The sequence below is a fragment of the Comamonas suwonensis genome, from assembly GCF_012844455.2.
Lineage (GTDB): Bacteria > Pseudomonadota > Gammaproteobacteria > Burkholderiales > Burkholderiaceae_C > Comamonas > Comamonas suwonensis.
Genome location: NZ_JABBCQ020000002.1, coordinates 1 through 25797, shown reverse-complemented (window position 1 = coordinate 25797; position 25797 = coordinate 1). Strand labels below are relative to the sequence as shown.

Annotated in this window: 23 protein-coding genes and 1 tRNA gene; 13 read left to right on the top strand and 11 right to left on the bottom strand. The window is 60.5% G+C overall.

All coding sequences use genetic code 11. From position 1 onward, the window contains the following. Window positions 1–4: 4 nt before the first annotated feature. The 6 genes from HF327_RS02225 to kdpF all read right to left on the bottom strand — a co-directional run bounded on the left by HF327_RS02225 (window position 5) and on the right by kdpF (window position 8483). Complete coding sequence (locus HF327_RS02225) at window positions 5–2695, bottom strand: sensor histidine kinase (RefSeq protein WP_169106711.1); 2691 nt, start codon at window positions 2693–2695, stop codon at window positions 5–7. Between the two features lie 29 nt (window positions 2696–2724). After that, the gene (locus tag HF327_RS02220) at window positions 2725–3483 is read right to left on the bottom strand and encodes a TorF family putative porin (RefSeq protein WP_328701752.1); all 759 of its coding nucleotides are present in this window, start codon (window positions 3481–3483) and stop codon (window positions 2725–2727) included. 252 nt (window positions 3484–3735) lie between these two features. Further along, window positions 3736–5820, bottom strand: a complete 2085-nt coding sequence (gene kdpB, locus HF327_RS02215; RefSeq protein ID WP_169106709.1) for a potassium-transporting ATPase subunit KdpB — start codon at window positions 5818–5820, stop codon at window positions 3736–3738. A 3-nt stretch (window positions 5821–5823) separates the two neighbouring features. After that, the gene (gene kdpC / locus HF327_RS02210; protein WP_169106708.1) at window positions 5824–6510 is read right to left on the bottom strand and encodes a K(+)-transporting ATPase subunit C; all 687 of its coding nucleotides are present in this window, start codon (window positions 6508–6510) and stop codon (window positions 5824–5826) included. Between the two features lie 56 nt (window positions 6511–6566). Further along, a complete protein-coding gene (gene kdpA / locus HF327_RS02205; RefSeq protein WP_169106707.1) occupies window positions 6567–8273 on the bottom strand; it encodes a potassium-transporting ATPase subunit KdpA in 1707 nt (568 codons plus the stop codon). A gap of 114 nt (window positions 8274–8387) precedes the next feature. Then, window positions 8388–8483: a K(+)-transporting ATPase subunit F gene (kdpF, locus tag HF327_RS02200; protein ID WP_099737476.1), complete on the bottom strand. Its 96-nt coding sequence runs from the start codon at window positions 8481–8483 to the stop codon at window positions 8388–8390. Between the two features lie 301 nt (window positions 8484–8784). Here kdpF and HF327_RS02195 point away from each other — a divergent pair, with 301 nt between their 5' ends. Further along, window positions 8785–9765: an alpha/beta hydrolase gene (locus HF327_RS02195; protein ID WP_169106706.1), complete on the top strand. Its 981-nt coding sequence runs from the start codon at window positions 8785–8787 to the stop codon at window positions 9763–9765. Window positions 9766–9785: 20 nt separating this feature from the next. Further along, window positions 9786–10643: a GNAT family N-acetyltransferase gene (locus HF327_RS02190; RefSeq protein WP_169106705.1), complete on the top strand. Its 858-nt coding sequence runs from the start codon at window positions 9786–9788 to the stop codon at window positions 10641–10643. 231 nt (window positions 10644–10874) lie between these two features. Here HF327_RS02190 and HF327_RS02185 read toward each other — a convergent pair whose 3' ends face one another. From HF327_RS02185 to ygfZ, 4 genes are all read right to left on the bottom strand, one after another. After that, entirely contained in the window at window positions 10875–11390 is a 516-nt protein-coding gene (locus HF327_RS02185; RefSeq protein ID WP_169106704.1) for a GlcG/HbpS family heme-binding protein, read from the bottom strand. 132 nt (window positions 11391–11522) lie between these two features. Beyond that, window positions 11523–12104 carry a response regulator transcription factor gene (locus tag HF327_RS02180; protein ID WP_169106703.1) on the bottom strand — a complete coding sequence of 194 codons (582 nt, stop codon included), beginning with the start codon at window positions 12102–12104 and terminating at the stop codon, window positions 11523–11525. Between the two features lie 18 nt (window positions 12105–12122). Further along, window positions 12123–13613, bottom strand: a complete 1491-nt coding sequence (locus tag HF327_RS02175) for a sensor histidine kinase (RefSeq protein WP_169106702.1) — start codon at window positions 13611–13613, stop codon at window positions 12123–12125. A gap of 75 nt (window positions 13614–13688) precedes the next feature. Further along, on the bottom strand, window positions 13689–14645 hold the full coding sequence (gene ygfZ, locus HF327_RS02170) for a CAF17-like 4Fe-4S cluster assembly/insertion protein YgfZ (RefSeq protein WP_169106701.1): 957 nt from the start codon (window positions 14643–14645) through the stop codon (window positions 13689–13691). Between the two features lie 44 nt (window positions 14646–14689). Between ygfZ and mltG the strand changes: the two genes are divergently transcribed. The 6 genes from mltG to HF327_RS02140 all read left to right on the top strand — a co-directional run bounded on the left by mltG (window position 14690) and on the right by HF327_RS02140 (window position 19646). After that, window positions 14690–15682, top strand: a complete 993-nt coding sequence (mltG, locus tag HF327_RS02165) for an endolytic transglycosylase MltG (protein WP_169106700.1) — start codon at window positions 14690–14692, stop codon at window positions 15680–15682. Window positions 15683–15768: 86 nt separating this feature from the next. After that, the gene (tmk, locus tag HF327_RS02160) at window positions 15769–16458 is read left to right on the top strand and encodes a dTMP kinase (RefSeq protein WP_169106699.1); all 690 of its coding nucleotides are present in this window, start codon (window positions 15769–15771) and stop codon (window positions 16456–16458) included. Then, window positions 16455–17492: a DNA polymerase III subunit delta' gene (locus HF327_RS02155; RefSeq protein ID WP_169106698.1), complete on the top strand. Its 1038-nt coding sequence runs from the start codon at window positions 16455–16457 to the stop codon at window positions 17490–17492. The genes tmk and HF327_RS02155 overlap by 4 nt, the downstream gene beginning before the upstream one ends. A 91-nt stretch (window positions 17493–17583) precedes the next feature. Then, window positions 17584–17940 carry a PilZ domain-containing protein gene (locus HF327_RS02150; protein ID WP_169106697.1) on the top strand — a complete coding sequence of 119 codons (357 nt, stop codon included), beginning with the start codon at window positions 17584–17586 and terminating at the stop codon, window positions 17938–17940. 134 nt (window positions 17941–18074) lie between these two features. Next, window positions 18075–18884, top strand: a complete 810-nt coding sequence (locus HF327_RS02145) for a TatD family hydrolase (protein ID WP_169106696.1) — start codon at window positions 18075–18077, stop codon at window positions 18882–18884. Window positions 18885–18911: 27 nt separating this feature from the next. Continuing rightward, entirely contained in the window at window positions 18912–19646 is a 735-nt protein-coding gene (locus HF327_RS02140; protein WP_169106695.1) for an ankyrin repeat domain-containing protein, read from the top strand. Between the two features lie 182 nt (window positions 19647–19828). On the opposite strand, the gene msbA is transcribed toward HF327_RS02140, so the two are convergent. After that, window positions 19829–21694 (bottom strand): lipid A export permease/ATP-binding protein MsbA, encoded by a 1866-nt coding sequence (gene msbA, locus HF327_RS02135; RefSeq protein WP_169106694.1) that lies wholly within the window; start codon window positions 21692–21694, stop codon window positions 19829–19831. 299 nt (window positions 21695–21993) lie between these two features. Between msbA and tolB the strand changes: the two genes are divergently transcribed. The 5 genes from tolB (at window position 21994) to HF327_RS02110 (ending at window position 25650) form a co-directional block, all read left to right on the top strand. Beyond that, on the top strand, window positions 21994–23313 hold the full coding sequence (tolB, locus tag HF327_RS02130; protein WP_169106693.1) for a Tol-Pal system beta propeller repeat protein TolB: 1320 nt from the start codon (window positions 21994–21996) through the stop codon (window positions 23311–23313). 64 nt (window positions 23314–23377) lie between these two features. After that, window positions 23378–23905: a peptidoglycan-associated lipoprotein Pal gene (pal, locus tag HF327_RS02125; RefSeq protein WP_169106692.1), complete on the top strand. Its 528-nt coding sequence runs from the start codon at window positions 23378–23380 to the stop codon at window positions 23903–23905. Continuing rightward, the gene (gene ybgF / locus HF327_RS02120) at window positions 23905–24666 is read left to right on the top strand and encodes a tol-pal system protein YbgF (RefSeq protein ID WP_169106691.1); all 762 of its coding nucleotides are present in this window, start codon (window positions 23905–23907) and stop codon (window positions 24664–24666) included. The genes pal and ybgF overlap by 1 nt, the downstream gene beginning before the upstream one ends. Then, entirely contained in the window at window positions 24666–25487 is an 822-nt protein-coding gene (locus HF327_RS02115; protein WP_169106690.1) for a tRNA threonylcarbamoyladenosine dehydratase, read from the top strand. The genes ybgF and HF327_RS02115 overlap by 1 nt, the downstream gene beginning before the upstream one ends. 87 nt (window positions 25488–25574) lie before the next feature. Further along, a tRNA-Lys gene (locus HF327_RS02110) sits at window positions 25575–25650 on the top strand. Window positions 25651–25797: the final 147 nt, after the last annotated feature.

The following is a 25797-nucleotide window of genomic DNA, read 5'->3' as shown; positions in this document are numbered from 1 at the left end:
GAAATTATTCATCAAGACGAGGCTGGGGCAGCACAGGCAGGCAGATGGTGAAAGCCGTGCCGGGCACATCGGCTGCGGGGCTGGCGGCACTTGCGGTAAGGCTGCCGCCGTGGGCTTGCACAATGCGCTGTGCCAGTGCCAGGCCAAGGCCCATTCCTGAGATGGAAGATTCCGTCACGCCGCGCGTGAACGGGGCAAACAACTGGTCGGCGGGCATGTGTGGTGGCAGTCCGGGGCCATCATCTTGCAGAACCACCAAGCAGTTGCTGCCATCCACCTGCGCGCTGATCGTAATTGGGGTGCCTGCGGGCGTGTATTTGACAGCGTTGTCCAGCAGATTGACCAGCACGCGCTCCATCAGCACGGCATCGACTTGCAGCAGTGGCAAGTCTGCAGGCAATGCAGTGCGCACGGGATGCTGGGCTAGCCGTTCACGCATTTGCGCCAGTGCGCTACCCACCAGCTCATCCACCGGGATCCAGTCACGTTGAAGGTGCACGCCCCCTTGCTGCAGGCGGGCCATGGCCAGCAGGTTGTCCACCAGTTGCTGCAAGGACTGAGCTTGATTGCGGATTTGCCCCAACATATCAGCCAGCAGACCCGGTGGTGCATGGGGTAAGGCCGTCTGTGCGGCTCCCAGAATACTGGTCAACGGTGTGCGCAGATCATGGGAAACGGCAGACAGCAACGTGTTGCGCATGCGCTCGCCTTCCATGGCAACTTGGGTTTGCTGCGCTACTTCGACAAAGTGCACGCGTTCTAGTGCTAAAGCTATCTGGCTGGCGCAGGCGTCCAGCAGGCGGTGTTCTTCTGGCACATGCAGTCGCTGAGGTGTGCGTAGCAACAAAACCAGTACCCCGCGCGAGCGCACGGGAGCCATCAGCGGCACATACAGGGCGGGCGCTGCTGCCAGCGTATCTGTGCCTTGCCCAGCCATCTGGCCGTGTTCCATGGCCCAGCGGGCAATGCTGGCATTCACCGGCGCATCGCTGCCTGCTTGCACATGGAGCTGCTCCTCGGCATCCGGTAGCAGCAGCGCAGTCTGTGCGTCGAATACACCTGACATCGTGGTCAGTGCAATGTTTGTAACCTGCGCTTGCGTGAGAGCACCCGACAGATCACGCGCCAGCCGCGCCAGCGCTGCGGCGCGGCGTTCACGCTCAGCTGCCACGCGGGCTTCGTGTCGAAGCCGGGCCATGAGTTGGCCGCAGATCAGTGCCACGCCCAGCATCAGGAAAAAGGTAAAGACGTATTGTGTGTCGTTGACGTTAAAAGAGTTGAGCGGCGGCACAAAGTAAAAGTCAAACAGCAGCACGGACAGCAGCGCCGCCCATGCGCCGGGTCCGCGCCCCCAGCGCAGGGCCGACAGCACCACCACCAACAAAAACAGCATGACGATATTGGCGGGGGCAAACACCTGTAGCAGCAATTCAGCCAGGCCCGTAGCCGCAAAGCAGGCCAGAGTGACACCCAAGTAGCCTTTCCATGCTACAGGCCGCTGGTGCTCTACCCGCGGGCGCAGGGTGCTCTCCTTTTTATTGACTGGCACGGACAGCACCAGCACATCCAGCCCGGGGTCTAAACGCGTGATTTGCTCGGGCAAGCTACGGCTCCACCACTTCCAGCCGGTGCGGGCCACACGAGCCAGTACCAGATGGCTGGCATTGCGCTCACGGGCAAAGCCCACCAGTGCCTGCGCCACGCCCGCACCGGGAATGGTGGCCGTGTCCGCTCCCAGGCGAGCGGCCAGTGCCAGTGTTTTGAGCATGGAGGCCTGCGCATGCTTTGGGAGATGCTGGCGCTCGGGTGCATCCACATAAACGACCAGCCATTCGGCCTCCAGTCGCCGTGCCAGCCGTGCCACCTGGCGTACCAGAGCATCGTCGCCCGCGCGGCCGCCAATACCCACCATCAGCCGCTCGCGGGTGGGCCAGACCTCTCCAATGGCACGCTCGCGCCGGTAGTCACGCATGTCCTCGTCGACGCGGTCAGCCGTGCGGCGCAAAGCCAGCTCGCGCAGGGCCAGCAGATTGCCAAGCCGAAAGAAGTTGTGCGAAGCGCGCTCGGCTTGCTCCAACGGGTAGACCTTGCCTGCCTTCAGGCGCTTGAGCAGCTCTTCAGGCGGAATGTCAACCACGATGACTTCATTGGCATCGTCAAAGATATGGTCGGGGACGGTTTCGTGCACCTGTATGCCAACGATGCCGCTCACCACATCGTTCAGGCTCTCCAGGTGCTGCACATTCATCGTCGTCCAGACCTCAATGCCTGCATCCAGCAATTCCAGCACATCCTGCCAGCGCTTGGGGTGGCGTGACCCGGCTACATTGCTGTGCGCCAGCTCGTCCAGGAGCAGTACATCGGGGTGAGCCGCCAGCGCGGCATCCAGATCAAACTCGGTGAGCTGCCGGCCTTGATAGACAACTGCACGGCGCGGCAGTTGATCCATGCCGTTCAGTTGCTGTTCGGTCTCGGCCCGGCCATGGGTTTCAACCAAGCCCACCAGCACCCGGCGACCTGACTGGCGCTCTCGCTGGGCAGCGGCCAGCATGGCCCAGGTCTTACCCACTCCGGCGTTAGAGCCAAAGTAAATACGCAGCTTACCGCGCGCAGCCTGCTCTTTCTCCGCCTGCAACTGGGCGACCAGCGCATCAGGATCGGGGCGTGGAACAAGAGGGTTGGAATAGCTTGGCATCGGATTCTTAGCGTATCACTGTCAGGCCATCAGAATGCGGCACTCAGCCCCAGGACCAGACCGCTGCGCCCCAGACTGCGCATACGCCCCTGGCTGTTGACCGCGCTGTAGTAGCGGGCATCGGCCGATGTTCCCACCCAGGCGGCAGAGGCCGTCCATGCGCCCCAGGTCTTGGCCAGAGAGACGCGCCAGTCGGCATACGAAACCTCGCTGTAGTTGCGCACATGGGTATAGCCCGCATGCAGGCCCAGCGTGGCCCAGTCGCCCAGCGGGTGCTGGTAGTTCAGATCCAGATACTGGCTGCCACGGCTGCTGCCGGTAGGTGTGAGGGCCGTGGCAAAAGCAGAGGCTGTCGTGCTCTCGCGCAAGCCGAAATACGGCGTCATCGCCACCGACCATTTGACATTGAAGCCGCCATGCGTGGCCCCCAGGTAAGCCTCGGTGGTATCAAAGCGCTGGGCGCTTCCATCCGCCGCATTCAGGCGCGCACCGGGGTAGCGATAGTGCAGCAGGCCTGCGTCCAGCTTCCAGTCAGTCAACACGTCACCGCGCCAGCCCGCGTAGAGATCGTGCTCTAGGCTCTGGCCTTGCGGGTAACTGTTGCTGGAGACATTGGATAGCCAGGTTCCCAGGTACCAGCCATGAGGCATGGCCAGCTCGACTCCGCCTTGCAATGCAGCGCCCCGCCAGGTTTGCGAAATACCGCGAAAGCGATAATCGGTCAGCAGACTCAGGCTGCCGCTGAGGGCGAACGGAGAAGTTGCTGCAACAGGCAGATCAGACTCCACAGACGATCTAGGGACTACAGAAGCTATAGCTGACTGCGCCTGAAAATCTTGGGCTTGCGCCTTGTTGGATACAAAAAATAAGACACCCAGCGCCACCATCGCTACAGCGCAGGATAAGCAGGTTGGACGTGTTTTGAGAGATAAGGCGTACATGATGAATGATCGACAGACAACACTTTTTCACCCCGGGCCACAGGCCCAGGGCAGGCAAGACGTATTGATTAACGGAGAAAGATGAGAGCGGTGCGGTGCTTAAACCAGACCCAGCGCGGCCAGTAGCATGTCGATGAGCTTGATGCCGACAAATGGCACGATCAGTCCGCCCAGTCCATAGATCAGCAGATTGCGGCGCAGCAGCACGGCAGCGCCCACGGCGCGGTAGGACACACCGCGCAAGGCCAAAGGCACCAGGGCGATGATGATCAGCGCGTTGAAGATCACCGCACTCAAAATGGCCGAGTCTGAGCTGTGCAGCTGCATCACATTGAGTGAAGCCAGTTGCGGATAGGTGCCCACAAAAGCGGCAGGAATGATGGCGAAATACTTGGCAACATCGTTGGCAATGCTGAAGGTGGTCAGTGCGCCCCGCGTCATCAGCATCTGCTTGCCGGTTTCCACCACCTCGATCAGCTTGGTTGGGTTGCTGTCCAAGTCCACCATATTGCCCGCCTCTTTGGCGGCCTGCGTGCCGCTGTTCATGGCCACGGCCACATCGGCCTGAGCCAGCGCAGGGGCATCGTTGGTGCCGTCACCCGTCATGGCTACCAGACGGCCTGCAGCTTGGTGGCTGCGAATCAGCTGCAGCTTGTCCTCGGGCCGGGCTTCGGCCAGATAGTCATCCACACCTGCCTCGGCCGCGATGGCGGCGGCGGTGAGCGGATTGTCGCCGGTCACCATGATGGTCTGGATGCCCATGCGGCGCAGCTCGGCAAAGCGCTCTTTCATGCCGGGCTTGACGATGTCTTTGAGTTCGATCACGCCCAGTACCTTGGCACCATCGGCTACCACCAGCGGCGTGCTGCCTTTGCGCGAAACATTGTCCACCGCCAGCTGTACCTGGCCGGGGAACTGGCCGCCCAGTGCTTCCAGATGGCGGCGCACTGCATCGGCTGCACCCTTGCGCAAGTTACGCGGGCCTATATCGATACCGCTCATGCGGGTCTGGGCGGTAAAGGGGACAAACTCCACCGGTTGGCCCGTTTGAATATCGGCCACGCTGCGCTCTGGCTGGCCGTAGTGTTCACGCGCCAGCGCCACGATGCTGCGGCCTTCTGGGGTTTCGTCGGCCAGCGATGCCAGTTGTGCCGCTTCGGCCAGCAGCTGCATGCTCACGCCGGGGGCTGCAAAGAACTCGCTGGCCTGGCGGTTGCCCAGAGTAATGGTGCCGGTCTTGTCCAGCAGCAGCACGTCCACGTCACCGGCGGCTTCCACTGCGCGGCCCGAGGTTGCGATCACATTGGCCTGCATCATGCGGCTCATGCCCGCCACGCCAATGGCCGATAGCAGGCCGCCGATGGTGGTGGGAATCAGGCAGACCAGCAGCGCAATCAACACCGTGATGCTCACCACGTTTCCGGCTCCTGCCTGCGCCACGGCGAAGGTGGAGAACGGCCACAGCGTGACGATGACGAGCAGGAATACCAGTGTCAGGCCGACCAGCAAAATCGTCAGCGCCAGCTCGTTGGGTGTTTTCTGGCGCTTGGCCGATTCGACCATGGAGATCATGCGGTCCAAAAACGATTCACCGGGGTTGACGGTGACTTCAACCACCAGCCAGTCAGACAGCACGCGAGTGCCACCGGTGACCGACGAAAAATCGCCCCCAGCTTCGCGAATCACAGGGGCTGATTCACCCGTGATGGCGCTTTCGTCCACTGAGGCAACGCCTTCAATGACCGTACCGTCCAGTGCGATGACATCACCCGCTTCGACCAGCAAGGTCACGCCCTTGCGCAACTCGCTGGCGCGCATGGGAAGCCAGCTGCTGTCGTATCGAGGTTGTTGCAGCACCTTGGCCACGGTATCGCGCTTCATGCCGCGCAGACTGGCGGCCTGGGCGCGGCTGCGGCCTTCGGCCAGAGCTTCGGCAAAGTTGGAAAACAGCAGGGTGAACCACAGCCACAGTGCAATGGCCAGCGTAAAGCCTGCATCGGTAGATGCGGGATCATTGAGTGCCTGCACCCACAGCAGGGTGGTCAAAATGGCACCCAGGTAGACGACAAACATGACCGGGTTGGCCCATTGCGTGCGCGGCGACAGCTTGCGCAGCGCATCCCATAGCGATGTACGCACCAGTGCCGCACTGAACAGTGGTGATTTGTTTGTTGTATGTCTCATGACTTACTCCTTAGCCTTGGCAGCGGGTTGCAGTGCATCTAGCGCCAGATTGAGCTGCAGCACGTTCACGCGCGGCTCACCCAGCACACCCAGCGTGCGCTGCTGAGTAGCTTGCTGCAGCAGCGGTTGGACTTGCTCTAGCGGCAGACCGCGGGTCTGCGCCACACGAGGTAATTGCAGCTGGGCATTGGCCAGTGAGATATGTGGATCCAGCCCCGATGCAGATGCCGTAACGGCATCCACCGGCACCAGTGCACTGGTCCCCAGGCGGTTATCAGTCCGGTATTGCGCCACGCGTTCGCTCACGCTGTCCATCAGGCCCTGGTGAGTCGCCCCTTGATTGCTGGCTGCAGACAGCCCGGCGTTATAGGGTGCGTCAATGCTGCTGCCTTCCTTATCAGGGTCAGGCGCTGTGGTGGCGCTGGGGCGGCTGTGAAAGTAACCCGCACCAGCAAAGGATTGGCCAATCAGTGCCGAGCCAATAACCTGGCCGTTGCGCTCGATCAGGCTGCCATTGGCCGCTTGGGGTAGTACCGTTTGTGCAATGCCGGTGACTAGCAAGGGGTAGGCAATGCCGCCCACCAGCATGACCAGAACGGCTGCGCGCAGGCTGCTGCCTAGCAGCAGGGGCCAGCGGACGGGCTGCGCATTCACGGCAGTGTTGGAAAGTGTGAGATTGGTAGTTGTCATGACTTGCTCCTTGACCTGCGAGCACGTGGGCTGCAGGTCTTTGGCAAAAAAAATACTTATGCGTAGAGTTGGCCGATCAGCATTTGCAAATGCTCAATCACCGGACCAAGGGCCAGCGACGGCAAGAAGGTGAGCCCACCCACCACCAGCACCACAAACACCAGCAGTCCCATGAACAACGGCGTGGCCGTGGGAAAGGTGCCGGGCCCTGCAGGGACAGTGGCCTTGGCGGCCAGGCTGCCGGCTACGGCCAGCAAAGGAAGTAGCGTCAGATAGCGGCCGCCGAGCATGGCTAGGCCCAGCGTGGTGTTGAAGAAGGGTGTGTTGGCGTTCAACCCGGCAAAAGCCGAACCGTTATTGGCTGTGGCCGAGGCATAGGCATACAGAATTTCACTAAAGCCGTGCGGACCCCGGTTGTTGAGGCTGGCCGTGGCATCGGGCCATAGAACGGCCAGCGCCGTAAGGCCCAGCATGACAGCCGGGTGTGCCAGCACCGACAGCATGACCAGCTTGATCTCGCGCACCTCGATCTTCTTGCCCAAAAATTCTGGCGTGCGGCCAATCATCATGCCGGCCAGAAACACTGTGAGGATGGCGTACTGGATCAGGTTGATCAGACCCACCCCATCGCCGCCAAACACGCAGTTGAGCATCATCATCGCCAGCGGCGTGATGCTTCCAAGAGGCGTCAGCGAGTCATGCATGGCGTTGACCGAGCCGGTCGTTGCTGCCGTGGTGGTGGCGACAAACAGGGCGGTATCGGCAATGCCAAAGCGCAGCTCCTTCCCTTCCATATTGCCGCCGCTCTGCGTCAGACTGTATTGCTGATCTGCACCGGCGCGGGCCAGCAACTGGCTGCCGTTTTGCTCTGCCACAAACACTAGACTCAAAAAGCCGACAAACATCACCATGCAGGCACCAAACAACACCCAGCCTTGCTTGCGGCGCAGCAGCATGGAGCCAAAGGCATAGGTCAGACCTGCAGGTATCAGCAGCATCGACAGGATGTGCAGCATATTCGTCAGCGGTGTGGGGTTCTCGAACGGGTGCGCCGCATTCATGCTGAAAAAGCCGCCCCCATTGGTGCCTAGGTGCTTGATGCTTTCCAGACTGGCAACCGGCCCCAGCATCAGCTGCTGCTTTGCACCTTCAAGAGTGGTAGCAATGGTCTGGGTATTCAGCGTTTGCGGAATGCCCTGCCAGACATAGACCAGCGCCATGACAAAGGACAGCGGCAGTAACACGCGCCAGAACACGCGCACATAGTCCACCCAGTAGTTACCAACATCCTGACTGCTGGAACGTGCCAGACCACGCACAAAACCTGCGCCAGCTGCTACACCTGTTGTAGCGCCGGCAAACATCAGAAAGGTGATGGCTGCCATCTGCGTGGCATTCGTCAGACTGGCTTCACCCGCATAGGCCTGCCAGTTGGTATTGGTGATGAAAGAGGCTGCGGTGTTGAAGGCCAGATCGGGCGTCTGCGCCGCAATGTCCAGCGGGTTCAGTGGCAGCCATCCTTGCAGCCTAAGCACCAGATAGCCCAGCAGCAGCATCAGTGCATTGCTCATCAGCAATGCAGTGCCATAAGCTTGCCAGCCCATGCGCTGCGCTGGGTTCACGCCGATGATGCGGTAGCTCACCCGCTCCAGCAGCGTGTGGTGTTCACTCGTAAAGCAACGTGCCAGCCATTTACCCATGGGAATGGTCAGCAGCGTCACCGCCGTCAGCACGGCGGCAAATTCGATCCAGGGTAGCCACATGATCCTGCTCCCTTACAGCCGCGCGAGGGCGCGCACAAAGCCCAGCAGCCCGACAAAGCAGACCACGGTGAGGCTTACAAAAATAATGTCTTGCAGCACTTGCATGGCAGCCCCTTAAAAATTTTCGGGGCGCAGCAGTGCATAGCCCAAATAGGCAAACAGGCCCAGTGCGGCCAGCACGGCCAAGGTGGCGATCCAGTCGTATGTCATTGCATTTCCTCCCACAGGCGCTGCATTGCGCCCTGTTGCGATGGAAGAAATGTAGAAATTCACCCGTCAAGAGCGGGTAGAGATTTGCCGCTGCGGTATCAAGACGGCATCAAGATGCCATTGATATCTATCGGTGATGGCTATTGGGTGGTGATTCACCGCCGCGCAGGGGTTATCCAGCTCAGGCCCCGTGCTTCTCGCGCTGCGGTTCATGATTTACGGGGAATAATTGGCGACATGCCGCGCTGAGGTCCGCGCCTCACAATGCCAGCCTGTGTTTTTGTCAAAATCCATCGTGAACATGCCTGACTCTTCTGTGGCTTTGCCCGCCAGCCTGACAACTTCTATGCGCGACGTGCTGCGCCGCATGGAGCGAGCCGCACGGACCCCCATGTACCAATTGGGGGCCGATGGAGCCAGAGCTGCCTATGAGGCTGGGGCAGGCGTGCTTGAAATCCCCAAGCAAGCCTTGCCGCGTGTAGAAGATTTGCAGATACCTGCACGCGATGGCTCGCAGCTGCCCGCACGCCTGTATGCCCCGGTGACGCAGGATGAAGCTCCTGCTGCGGGCCTGCCCGTGCTGCTGTATCTGCACGGCGGCGGTTTTACCGTGGGCAGCGTGGCCACGCATGACCCGCTTTGCCGCCAGCTGGCGCACTTGGCGGGCTGCATGGTGGTGTCGCTGGATTACCGACTGGCTCCCCAGTTTCAATTTCCGGTGGCCCATAACGATGCCTGGGATGCGCTTCAGTGGCTGGCTGCCCATGCTGCGAGTCTGGGCGCAGATGCCAGCCGCATCGCCGTGGGGGGTGACAGTGCGGGCGGCACCTTGTCTGCAGCTTGCGCAATTGAGGCACGCAATGCGGGCCTGAAGCTGGCGCTGCAATTGCTGATCTACCCCGGCACCACTGCGCACCAGGATACGGACTCACACCGTCGCTATGCCCATGGGCTGGTCCTGGAAGAGCCCTCCATCACCTGGTTTTTTGCACAATATATTGCCAATCCCAAGGACCGAGAAGACTGGCGCTTTGCGCCGCTGCTGGCCCCTGATGTGGATGATGTGGCGCCGGCCTGGATAGGCTTGGCCGAGTGCGACCCGCTGGTAGACGAGGGCGTTGAATATGCGGATAAGTTGCGCATGGCTGGAGTGCCGGTAGAGCTTGAAATCTACAAGGGTGTGACCCATGAATTCATCAAAATGGGCCGTGTGATTGCCGAGGCGCGGCAAGCCCACCGAGATATGGCGCAGGCCTTGCGCAGTGCATTTGGACTGAATTAAACCGAGAGAGACAAAGCAATATGAACCGACAGGATTTCCGCAGCTTCACCCGTATTGAAGTGCGCTGGGCCGAGGTGGATGCTCAGAAGATCGTCTTCAACGCCCATTACCTGATGTACGCCGATGTGGCCATCAGCAACTACTGGCGCCAGCTGGCCATTCCGTACGAGACGGGTTTTGCCTCGCTGGGCGGCGAGATGTTTGTGAAAAAAGCCGGTACGGTCTTTCACGGCTCCGCCACCTTGGGTGATGTGCTGGATGTGGGCATCCGCTGCGTCAAGCAGGGCAATACCTCGCTGCAGTTCGAGGCAGGCATTTTCCGCGGCATGGAGCTGCTCAACACGGTGGAGCTGGTCTATGTGTTTGCCGATGCCGCCACGCAGGCTCCCAAACCCGTGCCGCAGTCCCTGCGCGACCTGTTGACTGCGTATGAAGCGGGGCAGGAGGTTGTGACTTTGCAATCGGGCAGCTGGAATGATCTGGGCCGCGATGCAGAGCGCCTGCGCCTGGCGGTATTTGTGCGCGAGCAGGGCGTGCCACGTGAGATCGAGATTGATGAGTTTGACCCTGTGGCCCGCCATGTCGTGCTGTTCAATGGCTTGAGCCAGCCCGTGGCCACAGGCCGACTGGTCAGCGATGCACCGGGTGTGGCCCGCATTGGCCGCATGGCCGTGGACCGCAGCGTGCGGGGTGGCCGCTGGGGTCGCATGGTGCTCGATAGCCTGGTCGCCTCTGCGCGTGACCGAGGTGACAAAGAAATCGTGCTGCACGCTCAGCGCCATGCCGAGAAGTTTTATCTGCGCGCGGGCTTTACGCCGGTGGGCGAGCCTTATGAAGAAGCGGGCATTCCCCATATCACCATGCGCCAAGTACTTTGATACTTTGTTATTGATAGCTGCTTGCGTATATTGGATAACCGGTAGAGCCTGTTTTTAATCAAAATGGAGGTGAGCGATGAGCCGAGTCATGACAATCCTGAGCCTGATCGGAGTGGCCGCAGCAGCCTATGTGGCTTATCGCTACGGTGTGTTTTGAGATCCAACTGAAAAAGCGGCCCCATCAGTAAATGATGGGGCCGCTTTTTTGTGGGCGCTTGCCCGGCTGGTTGGTTATTGCAGCTGGTCTTTCAGAGAGGTGATGGCTTTTTGCGCGCAGGCTTCATCCAGATGACCGCCGGGGGCACCGGCTACGCCAATGGCGCCAATGGTCTCGTTGCCGATCTTGACGGGAACGCCGCCCGCCAGCACCAGAAAGCCCGGAATATGGGCCATGCCAGCCGCATCAGGGTTGGACTGAATGGCCTTGGCAATGCCACTGGTGGGGTTGCGCGATGAGGCCGAGGTAAACGCTTTGGACGTTGCGGCCTGCGTGGTGTGGGGGCCAGCGCCATCGGCACGCACCAAGCCCAGCAGCACGCCAGAACGGTCTACCACGGCGGCGGTGACGTTGTAGCCATCCGCAGTGCAGGCGGCCACGGTCTGCTGGGCCAGTTGCACGGCGGTCGCGCTGGCAATGCTGCGGGTGGATGCGGTGGCAGCGTTTGCCGCAGTCGCGCCAGCCATGGCGGCGGTGACGGTGAGGGCGCAGACGGCGGTTTTGGCGGTGTTCAGCAGGCGTTGGTTCATGTCAAAGCTCCTTGAGGATCGGCTCAGATCAGAGGTGATCAAGCGATGAATGAACTTTAGGGATTGCCGCACGGGTCGCCCATTCGCAAGGCAACGGATGGCTATCGGTAATCCTACGGAGTGCGATACGTTTCAGATGGCTGCAGTCAGCAGCAGCCGGGTCTGCTCGGCCACTGATCCCGTGCCCAATTTTTCAGCCAGTTTGGCGCGGTGCGTATCGACCGTGCGTACTGAAATATCCAGTGCGGCGGCAATTTCCTTGCTGCCCAGCCCTTTGGTAATCAGCTCCAGCACTTCGCGCTCGCGCTCGGTCAAGCTGCGCAGGCTTTGCCGGGCTTCATTGCGTTCAGCCTGCTGGTTCAGGCGGTTTTGCGCAGATTCAATGGCCTGCAGCAGGGTCTGCTCTTCGATGGGTTTGGTCAGAAAGTCGGTAACCCCGGCCCTGAACGCGCGGCGGCAGGCGTGCAGGTCGCCGTGGCCGGTAATCACAATCGTGGGCCAGTCCACGCCCTGTGCCATCAACTGCTCGTGCAACTGCAGGCCGGACATCATCGGCATGCGCAGATCGGTAATCAGAATTCCGGGCTGGCTGCGGTCCAGATGCGCTAGGCAGTCGGCAGGGGACTCAAAGCAGGTGACGGGCAGTTCATAGGTCTGCAGCAGCAAGTGCAGGGCTTCGCGCACCGAGGGGTCGTCATCGATCAAATAAATCATGGGTGTGCGGATAGTCCGTCAGAAGTCATCGTCAGAAGCCAGCGGCAAATGCATGACAAAGCAGGCACCGCGTGGGCTGTGGACATATTCCAGGTTGCCGCCCATGCGCTCCATCAGCGTGGCGCAAAGCGGCAGGCCCAGCCCCATGCCATCGGTCTTGGTGGTGAAGAAAGGCTCAAACATGCGCTGGGCGGTGGCCGCATCCACGCCGGGGCCGTTGTCCTGCACGGTTAGCAAGGCCTGCTTGGCATCTGTGCGCAGCGTGATTTCAATGTTTGCATCGGGTGTGGCGGCATGGCTTAGCGCATCCAGTGCGTTGCGCACCAGATTGTTCAGCACCTGCTCCAGTGAGACCGGATCGGCCCAGACCCAGCAGGGCTGCACCGGTGTCTGCCAGCGCAGTGCAATACCGGCTTGGCGAGCTGGGCCATCGAGCAACAACAGGGCCTGATTGACGGCCTGGGGCAAATCCAGGCGTTGGGGCTGACTGGGAGCGTTGCTGATATAGCCGCGCATGCGCTCCAGAATGGCACCGGCGCGCCTTGCCTCGCGCACATTGGCCTGCAGGGCGGTGGTCAGCAGTTCAGGCTTGCCCAACTCATGGGCGCGTAGGGCGGCCTGGCTCTGGCTCAGCAAGGCCGTGACGGGCTGCGCCAGCTCATGGGCAATGCCAGATGCCATCTCGCCCATGCCGTTGACGCGTGAGGCATGGGCCAGTTGGGCCTCATTCGCCAGCAACTGGGCGCGTTGCTGGTGGCGTCTGGCTTGCTGGCGGCTTTTCCAGATCAGATTGGCAGTGCCCACCAAAAGCGTGCTAAGCAGAACGCTGATCAGCACCATGCTCCAGCTCAGCAGGTTATGAGGGCGGGTGAGCAGTTGCACTTCAAGCGGCTGGTCGTAGCCGGCCAGTGTGAACTGGCCAAAGACCCTTACTTGCCGTAGCGGGGGAGGAGGCTCCAGCAGTGCGTGGCCATTGAGGCGGATGCGCAGACCGCTGTTGGCGGGCAGAGTCTGTTCATCCAGCAACTGGGCGGAATGGATGCGAACGCATAGCCAGTCTGAGGGTGATGCTACTTTTTTGATGAACAGGTAGTCGCCCGCATGTTGTTCGTCGGGCAGGCTGGTGCTCGCGCGAGCCTGCAGCGGGGCAGCGGCTTGAGCCACGGCCGGAACCAGGCAACTGCCTGTGGCCGGCGTGGCTGGGGTGACGAGCTGGATCTCCTGAATGCGTGGGTAGATGGTCTTGATCGACTGAGCGACCCGGCTCAGGGCAGAAGACTCTTCGGTGGCCTGCAGTGGCGCCACTGCCGTCAGCGCCGTCAGGTGGGCTTTGTGCTGGGCTACTTTTTCCAGCATCTGGCGCTGCACTATCTGCGTCAGCTGGAACTGCTCGCGCTGCTGCTGGGCATGAGCCTGCCACCATTGCAGAGCCAGCATCAGCGCGCAGAGCAAGGCCCAGGCCAGTGCCAGCAGCCAGCGACGGCGAGAGTCTGGTGACGTTATGCGCATGCGTAAAAGTGTAGTGTCAGCGGGCAAAAAAATGCCAAGGCAGGGCCTTGGCATGCTTTGGCGCGGGCTTAAACCTTAGATGTCTGCCAGCAACTCATAAGGCAGTGGCTGCACCTGCAGCGCCACGCCGTGGGCCACATCGGCGCTTTGGCCTTCTGCCAGTGCTGCATGAGCAAACAGGTCGTCCCGCGTGGACGAGGCAATCTGCATGGAAACGATGGCAGCCCAGCCGCCTTCAGGCGCAGCGGCCGCCTGCACCACGGTGCCGGTGCCTTGCTCCAGGTCTTCGGCGGTGAAGATTTCCTGACCCACGCTCAGCGCCTTGTCGGCATGCACCAGATAGGCGCGGCGCTTGAGCGTGCCGCGAAACTGGCTGCGGGCCACGATTTCCTGGCCGGGGTAGCAGCCCTTTTTGAAGTTGACGCCGCCCAGCGATTCGTAATTGAGCATCTGGGGTACAAAAGCATCAACCACAGGGGCGGACAGCGTGGCCACCACGCTTTGCACTTCAGACCACAGCCACAGGTCTTCGCTCAGCAGCTCGCCCTCTGGGGCCTGACCTGCTGGGGCCACCCACAGCGCACGCTGGTTGCCTGCGGCGGGGTAGAGTGCCAGCACATGGGCTTCGCCTTCGGCTTTGAGTGCCCAGGGGGCAGAGTCCGCGCTCAGGTATTGCGCAGCCGCTGTGCCGGTTAGGCCGTAAAGCGCAAAGTCTGATGTAGCGTCGCTAAGCTTGCATTGGGCGCGCAGCACAAACATGGACAGGCGCTTGAGCGTGGGAGCGAGCAGGCTGCGGTCACAAATCAACACAATCTCGTCGGTGCTGCGCTTGAAGCCGATGAAACTGGCCAGCATGCGGCCCTTGGCGGTGCAAAAAGCGGCAAGCCTAGCCTGATCCTGTTTGAGCAGCACAAAGTCATTGCTCAGCTGGCCGTGCAGAAAGCTGGCTGCATCAGCGCCAACGGCGCGGATCACACCAAGATGGGAAATGGGGGTCATGCCGTTCAGGGGCAGCGTCTTTGGCAGGGTCATGGCTGAATTATGATCGTCGCTCTGCGTCTTTATGGATTGAGCCTGTGCGTGCCCTTATTCGTGCACTGATATTGTTGTTGCTGTTGGCTGCCCTGGCTGCGGGCGGAGCCTGGTGGTGGCTGAACCAGCCACTGGGCTTGACTGCGCCCAATCTGGAGCTGGAAATCGAGCCCGGTACGACGCCGCGTGGTGTGGCGCAGAACGTGGTCAAGGCCGGCGTGCAGACCGATGCGCGTTTGCTGTATGCGTGGTTTCGTCTCTCGGGCAAGGATCGCGCCATCAAGGCAGGCAACTACGAGCTGAGCACGGGCCTTACGCCTTACGAACTGCTACAGAAGCTGGCGCGTGGCGAGGAAAGCCTGCGCGCGCTGACCATTGTGGAAGGCTGGAACTGGCGCCAGGTGCGCGCTGCGCTGGCCCGTGAAGAATTCCTCAAACAAGATAGCACTGGTCTCAGCGATGAAGCCGTGATGACGGCGCTGGGCCGGGTGGGCGTCATGCCCGAGGGTCGCTTCTTCCCCGATACCTATACCTATGCCAAGGGCAGCTCTGATATGGCGGTGCTGCGCCGCGCAATGCATTCCATGGATAGGCGTTTGGCCGATGCCTGGGCCATGCGCGCGGCCAATACCCCGCTCAAGTCTGCCGATGAAGCGCTGACTCTGGCCAGCATCGTAGAAAAAGAAACCGGCCGCGCAGCCGATCGTGCCCAGATTGCTGGCGTTTTTGCCAACCGTCTGCGCATAGGCATGCGCCTGCAGACCGACCCCACGGTTATCTACGGTGTGGGCGCGAGCTTTGACGGCAATCTGCGCAAGCGTGACTTGCAGACCGACACGCCCTGGAATACCTATACCCGTGCGGGTCTGCCCATCACGCCCATTGCCATGCCCGGCAAGGCGGCGCTGATGGCGGCGGTGCAGCCCGATCAGACCAAGGCCCTGTACTTTGTGGCCAAGGGCGACGGCACCAGCCATTTCAGCGCGTCGCTGGACGAGCACAATAGGGCCGTCAACCGCTACCAGCGCGGTCAGTAATTTTTGAAGGTCGCAGGGTGTGACGACTGCGTCTCGTTTGAATCAACAAGCTGGCGCTGCCATGAGGCGCGCTAGAGGAAATATCTGTGAGTACAGCTTCACCCAAGGGTCTGTTCATCAGTTTTGAAGGCATTGACGGTGCGGGCAAGTCTTCGCACATCGCCGGTCTGGCGCAAGCGTTTCGTGATCAGGGCCGCGTGGTTACTTTGACACGTGAGCCTGGCGGCACGCCGCTGGCTGAAAAGCTGCGCGCCCTGATGCTGCATGACGCCATGGACCCGCTGACCGAGGCGCTGATTGCCTTTGCCGCGCGCCGCGACCACCTGGTGCAGGTCATCGAGCCCGCGCTGGCGCGTGGCGAAGTGGTCATCAGCGACCGTTTTACCGATGCCACTTTTGCCTATCAGGGCGCAGGCCGGGGTTTTGACTGGAATCAGCTATCAGTTTTAGAGCGAATGGCGCAGACTGGTACTGCGTTGCAGGCCGATTTGGTATCAAGCTTCATGCGCGAGCCTGATATGACGCTGTGGTTCGATCTGCCGGCCGAAGTGGCCGCAGTGCGACTGGCGACAGCCCGTGTGCCCGATCGTTTTGAAGCCCAGCCCGGCGAATTTTTTGCCCGTGTGGCCCAAGGCTATGCCCAGCGCGCTGAAGCTGCGCCGCAGCGCTTTGTGCGTGTGGATGCCAACACCTGCCGTGAAGCGGTGTGGGAGCAGATTGCGCAGGCCGTGGTGGCTAAAGGCTGGCTGAGCAGCGCGGCGGAAAGCAAGGCATGAGCAAGGCGGGTATCGAGTCTGGCACTGAAGCCCCGTGGATTGCTGTGCAGCGCAGCCAGTTGCTGGCCCAGCGCGGCCACGCTTGGTTGCTGCAGGGGCCTTCGGGTCTGGGGCAGTACGCGCTGGGCTTGTCCTTGGCGCGTGCTTGGTTGTGCGAGCAGCCTTCGGCGCAAGGCGCTTGTGGTCATTGTGCCAGCTGCCACGCCATCGACGTGCGTGCCCATGCGGATTTGTGCGTGCTCATGCCCGAGGTGCAGATGATGGAGCTGGGCTGGCCGCTGTCTGAAAAAGCGCAGGCCGATATTGACGACAAAAAGCGCAAGCCCAGCAAGGAAATCCGCGTGGATGCCATGCGCGATGCCGTGGAGTTCTGTCAGCGCACCAGCGCACGCGGCCGTGGCAAGGCGGTGCTGGTCTACCCGGCCGAGCAAATGAATGCCATCACGGCCAATGCGCTGCTCAAGACGCTGGAGGAGCCGCCCGGCGACGCCCGTTTTGTGCTGGCCAGCGAAGCGTCGCACCTGCTGCTGCCTACCATTCGCAGCCGCTGCCTAGCCCACACCATGACTTGGCCAGCCGTGCCAGAAGCTGCGCAATGGCTGCAGTCGCAAGGCATGAGTGAAGCTGATGCAGCTGCGGCGCTGCAAGCGGCAGGAGGCCGCCCCGGTGATGCCCTACGCATGGCGGGCGATGCAGGCCGTGCTGCTGCCTGGGCGCAACTGCCGCGCCAGCTGGCCAAGGGCGATGTGGCGGCGCTGGCGGCCTTTGGTCCTGTGGATGCGGTGGAAGCGCTGCAGAAAATCTGCCATGACCTGATGGCGCAGGCGGGTGGCGCTAGCCCTCGTTACTTTTCGCCCGCGGATTTGCCGGGCAAGCCCCTGTCCATGACGCTGCTGGCCAATTGGTCGCGCGAGCTGGTGCAGGCTGCGCGCACGTCCGATCACCCCTTTAACGCCGGTCTGATGGTGGAGGCAATGGCCGCCCGGGCGCGCAGTGTATTGACCTCCGGCAAATCCGCCAGAGCCGCACGCTGAGTCATGGCCGTCGGGTTTGGTGAATGTTTTGCGGGGTGTTACTCTACAAAGCGCTGCCGCTCGGCCGTTTCAAGAATTTTGTCATCCCACTATGAACGCAACTACCGCCCCCCGTCCCAGCGTAATGCAGCTGGCGATCAAGGAAAAGGCCGCTCTCTATGCCGCCTATATTCCTTTGTTCGCCGAGGGGGGGATTTTTGTACCCACGCAGCGAGACTATCGTCTGGGCGATGATGTCTATGTGCTGCTCACGCTGCCTGAAGACCCACAGCGTTACCCCGTAGCCGGGCGCGTGGCCTGGGTCACGCCCGAGCGAGCCTCTGGTAACCGCACTCAGGGCATAGGTCTTCAGTTTCCCAAAGATGCCAAGTCTGCGGAACTCAAAGCCAAGATTGAGCAAATTCTCGGCACGTCACTGGGTTCTGAAAAACCGACGCAAACTCTTTAACTACCTCGCGTAGCCTTCAAAATGTGCTGCCCAAGTCAGGGTAGCCAAAGCAAAAGCCGCCTGGCGATGCTTTCCTCTCCCTCCCGCGACGCGAGATAGGAGAGGTGTGCAGCCGATCAGGGGTGAGATTTTCTATGTTTACCGATTCGCATTGCCACCTGAACTATCCTGATCTGAGCGCCAATCTCGCGCAAATTCGCGAGGCGATGGCCGCTGCCAAGGTCACGCGTGCGCTGTGCATCTGCACGACGATGGAAGAGTTTCCGGATGTGCACCAGCTGGCGCTGGACTATGACAACTTTTGGGCCACGGTGGGTGTGCACCCCGATACCGAAGACATGACCGAGCCCAGCGTGCAGGACCTGGTCGATCGCGCTGCGCTACCCCGTGTGGTGGCAATTGGTGAGACCGGTCTGGATTACTACGGCATGGAAGACCGTAAGGGCGGCCGCACGATTGCTGATCTGGAGTGGCAGCGCGAGCGCTTTCGCACCCATATCCGGGCGGCGCAGATTACGCAAAAGCCGCTGGTCATTCACACCCGCAGCAGCTCTGCCGAAACGCTGGCCATTTTGAGCGAGTGCGGCGAGGCTGATAGCGCCACGCAGGCCGGCGGCGTCTTTCACTGCTTTACCGAGACCGCTGAAGTGGCGCGTGCCGGGCTGGACATGGGTTACTACATCTCCCTGTCGGGTATCGTGACCTTTAAAAATGCGCAGCATCTGCGCGATGTGGCCGCTTTTGTACCGCTGGACCGGTTGCTGATCGAGACCGATAGCCCCTATCTCGCGCCCATGCCTTATCGTGGCAAGACGAATAATCCTTCCTATGTGCCGTTTGTGGCCAAGCAAATTGCCGAGGTGCGCGGTATTCCCGTGGAAGAGGTGGCCGAAGCCACGAGTGCCAACTTTGACCGCCTGTTCAAGGGCGTGACCCAGGCGTAAGCCATCCGTGAATTCTGGAGCCAGTGCATGAATCTGTTCGCAGCCCCATCCCTCTGCACCGCATCGTCATTGAATCGTCGCCACAGCCTGCGCTGGCTGGGCGCGGTCGTTGCGGGGGCGGCTGGTCTGCCAGGCATGGGCTGGGCCAGCGATTTTGAGGACTATTCGAGGGCGCTGGTCAGTGATAACTCCAGCACCATGGTGAATCTGATTTTTCGCGGCTTTGATGCCAATACGCTGGATTCGCGTGGGCGTCCCGGCTTGGTGGCGGCTTTGCATCAGGACTCGCTGAAGGTATTTGATGTGCTGCTCAAAGCGCCCAAGATTGATGTGAATCTGGCCTCTCGCCAGAATGAGACGCCTTTGATGATGGCCTGCATCAAAGGTCATCTCAAACTGGCCAAAGAACTCATCAAGCGCGGCGCTGATGTGAACCGTGAGGGCTGGACGCCGCTGCACTACGCCGCATCGGCGGATACGCCGCAGACGCTGGATATCATCAAGCTGCTGCTGGAAGAAAACGCCTATATCGACGCGGCATCGCCCAACGGAACGACACCGCTGATGCTGGCGGCACAGTACAGCAGCGAGGCTGTGGTCAAGCTGCTGCTGGAGGAGGGGGCGGACATCACGCTGCGCAATCAACGCAACTTGACGGCGGCTGACTTTGCAAAGCTGGTCGATCGCCAGTACATGGCGGATCTCCTGGGCAAGGCTCTGAAACAAGAGCGACGAACACAGCCGTCACGCGGCACTTGGTAACTACGGCCCCCCTGAGCGGTGATGCGGCTTCCCCCAAGGGGGACAACACCCTCGGTGCGCGGCGGCGCTTCCTTGGTGTCCCTGTAATTGCTGCGAACCTATTGCGAGCGATGATCGTAAAAATACAAAGGGCTACAAGGTATTTTGCCTTGTAGCCCTTTATTTATAAGCGATGGCTGCTATTAAATTTGTACCTCGCCGGGCGTCGCTGTACTCCGGACTTGCGTGTGCAGGCGGGCGTACAGGCCGCCCAGTGCAATCAGCTCGGCATGCGTGCCTTGCTCTGCAATCTGGCCGCGCTCCATCACCACCACACGGTTGGCATGTTCAATGGTGGACAAACGGTGTGCAATCACCAGTGTGGTGCGGCCCTGCATCAGGCGGTTCAGGGCTTCTTGCACCAGACGCTCGGATTCGTTGTCCAGAGCCGAAGTCGCTTCGTCCAGAATCAGAATCGGCGCGTTCTTATACAGCGCGCGGGCAATGGCCAGGCGTTGGCGCTGGCCGCCAGACAGCTGGCTGGCGTTGTGGCCGACCAAGGTGTGCAGGCTTTGCGGCAGACTGCGTACAAAGTCGCCCAGGTTTGCGGCTTCAAGCGCAGACCAGACGCGGGCTTCATCCACTTCGGTGCCCAGTGCGACGTTGGCTGCCACGCTGTCGTTGAGCATGACCACATCCTGGCTGACCATGGCGAACTGCTGGCGCAGCGCGTTCAAGTCCCAATCGCTCAGCGGCACGCCATCCAGCGTGATCTGGCCGCTGGTGGGCGAGAAAAAGCGCGGCAGCAAGTTGACCAGCGTGGTCTTGCCCGCGCCCGACGGGCCGACCAGGGCCACGACTTCGCCAGCCTTCACATTCAGGTTCAGGTGAGACAGGGCAGGCGCCTTGTCGGGTCCAAACTGCACGGTGACATCGCTCAACTGCAGCGTGCCGGTGACGGGGCCTGTGGGTTTGAATGTGCCACTTTGCTCGTCGCTGGAGCCTTCCAGCAAAGACAGGCCGCGTTCCAGCGCTGCCACGCCGCGCGTGATGGGGTTGGCTACATCGGCAATGCGGCGAATGGGCGCAATCAGCATCAGCATGGCCGAGATAAAGGCTGCAAAGCCGCCCACGGTCACATCCTGTACGGTGGAGCCAGTGCTTGCGCCCTGGCGGCTTTGCCACAGGGCAATACAGAGAATGACGGACAGCGCAATAGCGGCCAGTACTTGCGTCAGCGGTGTCATGGCGGCTGATGCAATCGTGGCCTTGGTGTTGAGGCCGCGCAATTGGCTGCTCAGTGCGCCAAAGCGCGACTGCTGCGACTGCTGGGCACCATGCAGGCGCACCATGCGGTGGGCGAGCACGTTTTCTTCCACCACATAGGCCAGCTCGTCAGTGGCTGTCTGGCTGGATTTGGTGATGCGGTAGAGGCGGCGCGAGAGCGTCTTCATGACCCAGGCCACGCCAGGAACCATGAAGGCCACGATCAGCGTGAGCTGCCAGTTCAGATAAATCAGATAGCCGAGCAGGGCAATGAGCGTAAAGCCATCGCGCGAAATGCTCATCATGGCCTGCACCAGTTGCTGGGCACCGGTTTGCACCTCGTATACCACGGTGTTGGACAGGGCTGAGGCCGACTGGCGCGAGAACAGACTCATGTCGGCGGCCAGCAGGCGTTCAAACAGTTTTTTGCGCAAGGCCAGCATTCCGTCGTTGGTGATGCGTGCCAGCGCGTACTGGCCGGCAAACTGCGCCAGGCCACGAATGACGAACAAGCCAATCAGGAAGACAGGCACCATCCACAGGTCGAGTGAGCCTTGGGTGAAGCCGCTGTCGAGCAGGGGCTTGAGCAGGGCGGGCATGGCGGGCTCGGTCGCAGCACCGATCAAGGTTGCCAGAATGGCCAGACCCCAGGCCCAGCGCTGGCCCGAAAAATAAGGCGTCAGCCGCTTCAGGCGCTGCATTAAAGGCAGATCGGCTGGGTTGACGGTGGCTGGTTGCGCTGGCGATGGTGCCTGCGCGGTCTTGGTGGCCTCGCTTGGCGGTGTGGGCGGTGTGGCTTGCATAAGCGCGTAATTTTAGGGCTTGCGCTTTCGGAGTTTGCGCTGACCCCGATAGATGAATTTCGAGATGAAGTTGTAACCAACTATGCCTGTTTGGATATAAAGCGCAAGCCTGCGGCAAAATCACAGAGGGTCTTGCCAGAGTCTGTTGCAGTCTCTGGCATGCTCCCGATTGGATTATTTTGTGGCACTTGCGTTTGATCACCCTACTGAGTACGTTCTTACATCAGGAATCCGTCAGTGTGTGTAACATTCGAGCTTGTGTTTGTACCGGGCACTTCCGGAAATTTAGATGGCTGCCAATGACTATTGACCGACTTCCATCCCTGACAACCTGGGCGGCAGGGCCGCGCGCTTCTCGTAGAGCCATGCTGGCAACGCTGGCCGCAACACCGGCCATTCCTGCATTGGCCCAGTTCAGGGTTGAGGTAACAGGCGTGGGCCTGACACAGTTGCCGATTGCAATTGCCCCATTCAAGGCAGAGGGCTCGGCCCCGCAGAAGATTTCCGCCATTATTCAGGCTGATCTGGAGCGCAGCGGCCAGTTCCGCAGCGTGGATGCCTCGAGCATGGCACTTGATGAAACATCGCGCCCCGACGTGGCTCAGTGGCGCCAAAAGGGTGCGGACTCTCTGGCCACCGGCAGCGTGACCCGCTTGGCTGATGGTCGCTGGGATGTGCGCTTTCGCTTGTGGGATGTTGTTAAGAGCCAGGACCTGGGTGGTCAGGGTTTTGCGGTCACTACGGGCGATCTGCGCTTGGTTGCACACCGCATTGCCGACTACATCTACGAAAAGCTCACGGGTGAGAAAGGTATTTTCTCCACCCGTATCGCTTATGTCACCAAGTCCGGTGCGCACTACCGTCTGTGGATTGCGGATGCGGATGGCGAGAACTCCCAGTCGGCGCTCTCCAGTCCTGAGCCCATCATTTCGCCAGCATGGGCACCTAACGGCACTCAGCTGGCCTATGTGTCGTTTGAGTCGCGCAAGCCTGTGGTCTATGTGCACGACGTGGCCAGCGGCCATCGCCGTCTGCTGGCCAACTTCCGTGGTTCCAATAGCGCGCCAGCATGGTCGCCGGATGGCAGTCGTCTGGCGGTGACGCTGAGCCGTGATGGCGGCTCGCAGCTGTATCTGCTCAATGCTCAGGGTGGTGAGCCCCGTCGCCTGATGCAAAGCAGCGGTATTGATACCGAGCCTTGCTTCTCCAGTGACGGTCGCACCATCTATTTCGTCAGCGACCGTGGCGGTGCGCCGCAGGTCTACAAGGTCTCATCCTCGGGCGGCAGCGCCGAGCGCGTGACGTTTACTGGCACTTACAACATCTCGCCCGCCATCAGCCCCGATGGAAAATGGCTGGCCTATGTCTCGCGTGTTGGCGGTGGCTTCAAGCTGCAGGTCATGGACCTGGCTATAGGCACTGTGAATTCCGTTACGGACACCAATGCGGACGAAAGTCCAAGTTTTGCGCCTAATAGTCGCCTGATTGTTTACGCCACCATCCAGGGCGGTCGTGAGGCGCTTATGACCACGACTCTGGATGGCAAGATCAAGGCGCGTCTGGCAGGGGCAGGTGGAGATATACGTGAGCCCGACTGGGGCCCGTTCCAAAAACAGTGATCTGAAGTTTTCGTTCCCCCTTATTAAGTGATGAAGTCCTTTGTGGACTATTCGGAGAATTCTCATGTTGACTATCAAACGTCTTTCTTTGGCTTTGGCCGTAACGGCTCTGGTTGCAGGTTGCAGCTCGGGCGTCAAGCTCGACGACAAGCCTGTGGACGGCTCGCTGTCCAGCCAAGGTGCTGGCGCTAACGGCCAAGGCCAAAGCGGTGTGTCCGGCGTGGACTTGACCGGTTCCGCCGCTTCCAAGGCCGGCCCTCAGGGCGTCAGCCGTATCGTGTACTTTGACTTTGACAGCTACTCTGTCAAGGCTGATGCACAGCCCCAGATTGAATCCCACGCCAAGTTCATCAAGGCCAACCCCGCTGCCAAGGTGCAGCTGGAAGGTCACACCGACGAACGCGGTGGTCGTGAATACAACCTGGCTCTGGGTCAAAAGCGCGCTGAAGCCGTGCGCCGTTCCCTGGGTCTGCTGGGTGTGAATGACTCCCAGGTCGAAGCAGTGAGCTATGGCAAGGAAAAGCCTGCTGTGGAGGGCAACAACGAAAGCGCCTTCTCCCAAAATCGTCGCGTTGAAATTAACTACCGTTAATGATGAAGCAGGCTTTGTTGACTCTCCGTCACGCAACGCTGCCGCAACTGGTGGTAGCTGGCCTGCTGGCCAGCTCTGCCATCAGCGCGCATGCAGCGCTGTTTGGTGATGACGAGGCGCGCCGCGCCATCATCGAGTTGCGCCAGCGCGCCGACAGCCTGCAGCAATCGCAGGAGCAGACTCGCCGTAGCCTGCTTGATCTGCAGTCGCAGATCGAAGCGCTCAAGGTCGATCAAGCCAAGCTGCGTGGTCAGAACGAGCAGCTGATGCGAGATTCATCCGAGCTGCAACGCGGGCAGAAGGAACTGGCCAAGGGCTTTGATGAGCGCCTACGCCAGTTCGAGCCTATCAGCGTGAATGTCGATGGAATCGAGTTCACTGCGGACCGCAGCGAGCAACAAGACTTTGAGCAGGCTCTGGGCTTGTTTCGCTCGGGCAAGTTCCCCGAAGCGGGTCAGGCTTTTGCCGCCTTCTTGCGCCAGTGGCCCAAGAGTGGCTATACGTCTTCTGTGCGCTTCTGGCTGGGTAACTCGCAGTACGCTACGCGCGATTACAAAAACGCCATTGCCAACTTCCGCTCGGTCTTGACCAATGCGCCCATGCATGTACGTGCGCCGGAAGCGGCTCTGTCCATTGCCAACTGCCAGGTTGAGTTGAAAGACACCAAGGCAGCACGCAAGACACTTGAGGATCTGTTGCAGGCCTATCCGAACTCGGAAGCCGCGGGGATTGCCAAGACTAAGCTGGCGGCGCTCAAGTGATGGCCGATCATTCGCAGTCTCAAGCGGAAACAGCGCCCCAGTCCGGCGCTGTTTTTTTGACGAACGATGCAGACCAGCAGCGCCGCTTTGGTGGGCTGGAGCGCTTGTACGGCGTGGAGGGTGCAGCCCACATTCGTGCAGCTCACGTGGTGGTGGTCGGTATTGGTGGCGTAGGTTCGTGGACGGCGGAAGCGCTTGCGCGCAGCGGTGTGGGTCGTTTGACCCTAATCGACATGGATCATGTGGCTGAGTCCAATATCAACCGTCAGATTCATGCGCTAACCAATACCGTGGGGCAGGCCAAGATCGAAGCCATGCGCGATCGCATTGCGTTGATCAATCCTGCTTGTCAGGTGATTTGCGTTGATGACTTTGTGGAACCCGAAAACTGGCTGCAGTTGCTGCCCGCAGATGCGGATGCCGTGATTGACGCCTGCGATCAGGTCAAAGCAAAGGCTGAGATGGCCGCCCATGCCCGCAAGACCAAGCAATGCTTTATTGCCGTGGGTGCGGCGGGTGGCAAGCGACTGGCGCATCTGGTGGATATTGCTGACCTCAGCGCTACCACGCATGATCCGCTGCTCTCACAGTTGCGTTATCGCCTGCGCAAGCAGCATGGTGCGCCTAAAGACGGCAAGCGTATGGGAGTGACCTGCGTGTTCAGTCGCGAAGCGGTTGCGCCCCCTGATGCCTCTTGTGCCATCGAGGGTGACGGTAGCTTGAACTGCCATGGCTATGGCTCGGTAGTGGCTGTGACGGCGACGTTTGGCCAGTGTGCTGCAGGCTGGGTTCTGGACCAATTGGCGCGCAAATCCAATTAATTGGGTCACTTTCCTGCGAGACAGGAAAAATAGATTACAATAACGTCATTCCACTGAATAAGCAAACATTGCTTCTGAAGTGTGGAGGGGTCTTTAGCTCAGCCGGTAGAGCAGCGGACTTTTAATCCGTTGGTCACGAGTTCGAATCTCGTAGGACCCACCAGAATCAGCAAGCCGCTACAGCTATTAAAGTTGTAGCGGCTTTTCTGTTTTATTCCCACCGTGGGAATATTCATCACCCCAAAGAGTTGCGCTTTGCGATCTTTGAGCGGTCATACACTCGCGCAGTGGTCGCTGTATTTGCATGCAG

What these genes read in the sequence shown, in the direction of transcription:
- HF327_RS02190 (WP_169106705.1), top strand. Translation starts at nt 9,786, where the DNA reads ATGAACCGACAGGATTTCCGCAGCTTCACCCGTATTGAAGTGCGCTGG.
- HF327_RS02175 (WP_169106702.1), bottom strand. Translation starts at nt 13,613, where the DNA reads ATGCGCATAACGTCACCAGACTCTCGCCGTCGCTGGCTGCTGGCACTG.
- ybgF (WP_169106691.1), top strand. Translation starts at nt 23,905, where the DNA reads ATGATGAAGCAGGCTTTGTTGACTCTCCGTCACGCAACGCTGCCGCAA.
- kdpC (WP_169106708.1), bottom strand. Translation starts at nt 6,510, where the DNA reads ATGACAACTACCAATCTCACACTTTCCAACACTGCCGTGAATGCGCAG.
- tolB (WP_169106693.1), top strand. Translation starts at nt 21,994, where the DNA reads ATGACTATTGACCGACTTCCATCCCTGACAACCTGGGCGGCAGGGCCG.
- HF327_RS02140 (WP_169106695.1), top strand. Translation starts at nt 18,912, where the DNA reads ATGAATCTGTTCGCAGCCCCATCCCTCTGCACCGCATCGTCATTGAAT.
- HF327_RS02150 (WP_169106697.1), top strand. Translation starts at nt 17,584, where the DNA reads ATGAACGCAACTACCGCCCCCCGTCCCAGCGTAATGCAGCTGGCGATC.
- HF327_RS02145 (WP_169106696.1), top strand. Translation starts at nt 18,075, where the DNA reads ATGTTTACCGATTCGCATTGCCACCTGAACTATCCTGATCTGAGCGCC.
- HF327_RS02115 (WP_169106690.1), top strand. Translation starts at nt 24,666, where the DNA reads ATGGCCGATCATTCGCAGTCTCAAGCGGAAACAGCGCCCCAGTCCGGC.
- kdpA (WP_169106707.1), bottom strand. Translation starts at nt 8,273, where the DNA reads ATGTGGCTACCCTGGATCGAATTTGCCGCCGTGCTGACGGCGGTGACG.
- HF327_RS02155 (WP_169106698.1), top strand. Translation starts at nt 16,455, where the DNA reads ATGAGCAAGGCGGGTATCGAGTCTGGCACTGAAGCCCCGTGGATTGCT.
- HF327_RS02195 (WP_169106706.1), top strand. Translation starts at nt 8,785, where the DNA reads ATGCCTGACTCTTCTGTGGCTTTGCCCGCCAGCCTGACAACTTCTATG.
- HF327_RS02185 (WP_169106704.1), bottom strand. Translation starts at nt 11,390, where the DNA reads ATGAACCAACGCCTGCTGAACACCGCCAAAACCGCCGTCTGCGCCCTC.
- HF327_RS02180 (WP_169106703.1), bottom strand. Translation starts at nt 12,104, where the DNA reads ATGATTTATTTGATCGATGACGACCCCTCGGTGCGCGAAGCCCTGCAC.
- HF327_RS02225 (WP_169106711.1), bottom strand. Translation starts at nt 2,695, where the DNA reads ATGCCAAGCTATTCCAACCCTCTTGTTCCACGCCCCGATCCTGATGCG.
- ygfZ (WP_169106701.1), bottom strand. Translation starts at nt 14,645, where the DNA reads ATGACCCTGCCAAAGACGCTGCCCCTGAACGGCATGACCCCCATTTCC.
- msbA (WP_169106694.1), bottom strand. Translation starts at nt 21,694, where the DNA reads ATGCAAGCCACACCGCCCACACCGCCAAGCGAGGCCACCAAGACCGCG.
- pal (WP_169106692.1), top strand. Translation starts at nt 23,378, where the DNA reads ATGTTGACTATCAAACGTCTTTCTTTGGCTTTGGCCGTAACGGCTCTG.
- kdpB (WP_169106709.1), bottom strand. Translation starts at nt 5,820, where the DNA reads ATGAGACATACAACAAACAAATCACCACTGTTCAGTGCGGCACTGGTG.
- kdpF (WP_099737476.1), bottom strand. Translation starts at nt 8,483, where the DNA reads ATGACATACGACTGGATCGCCACCTTGGCCGTGCTGGCCGCACTGGGC.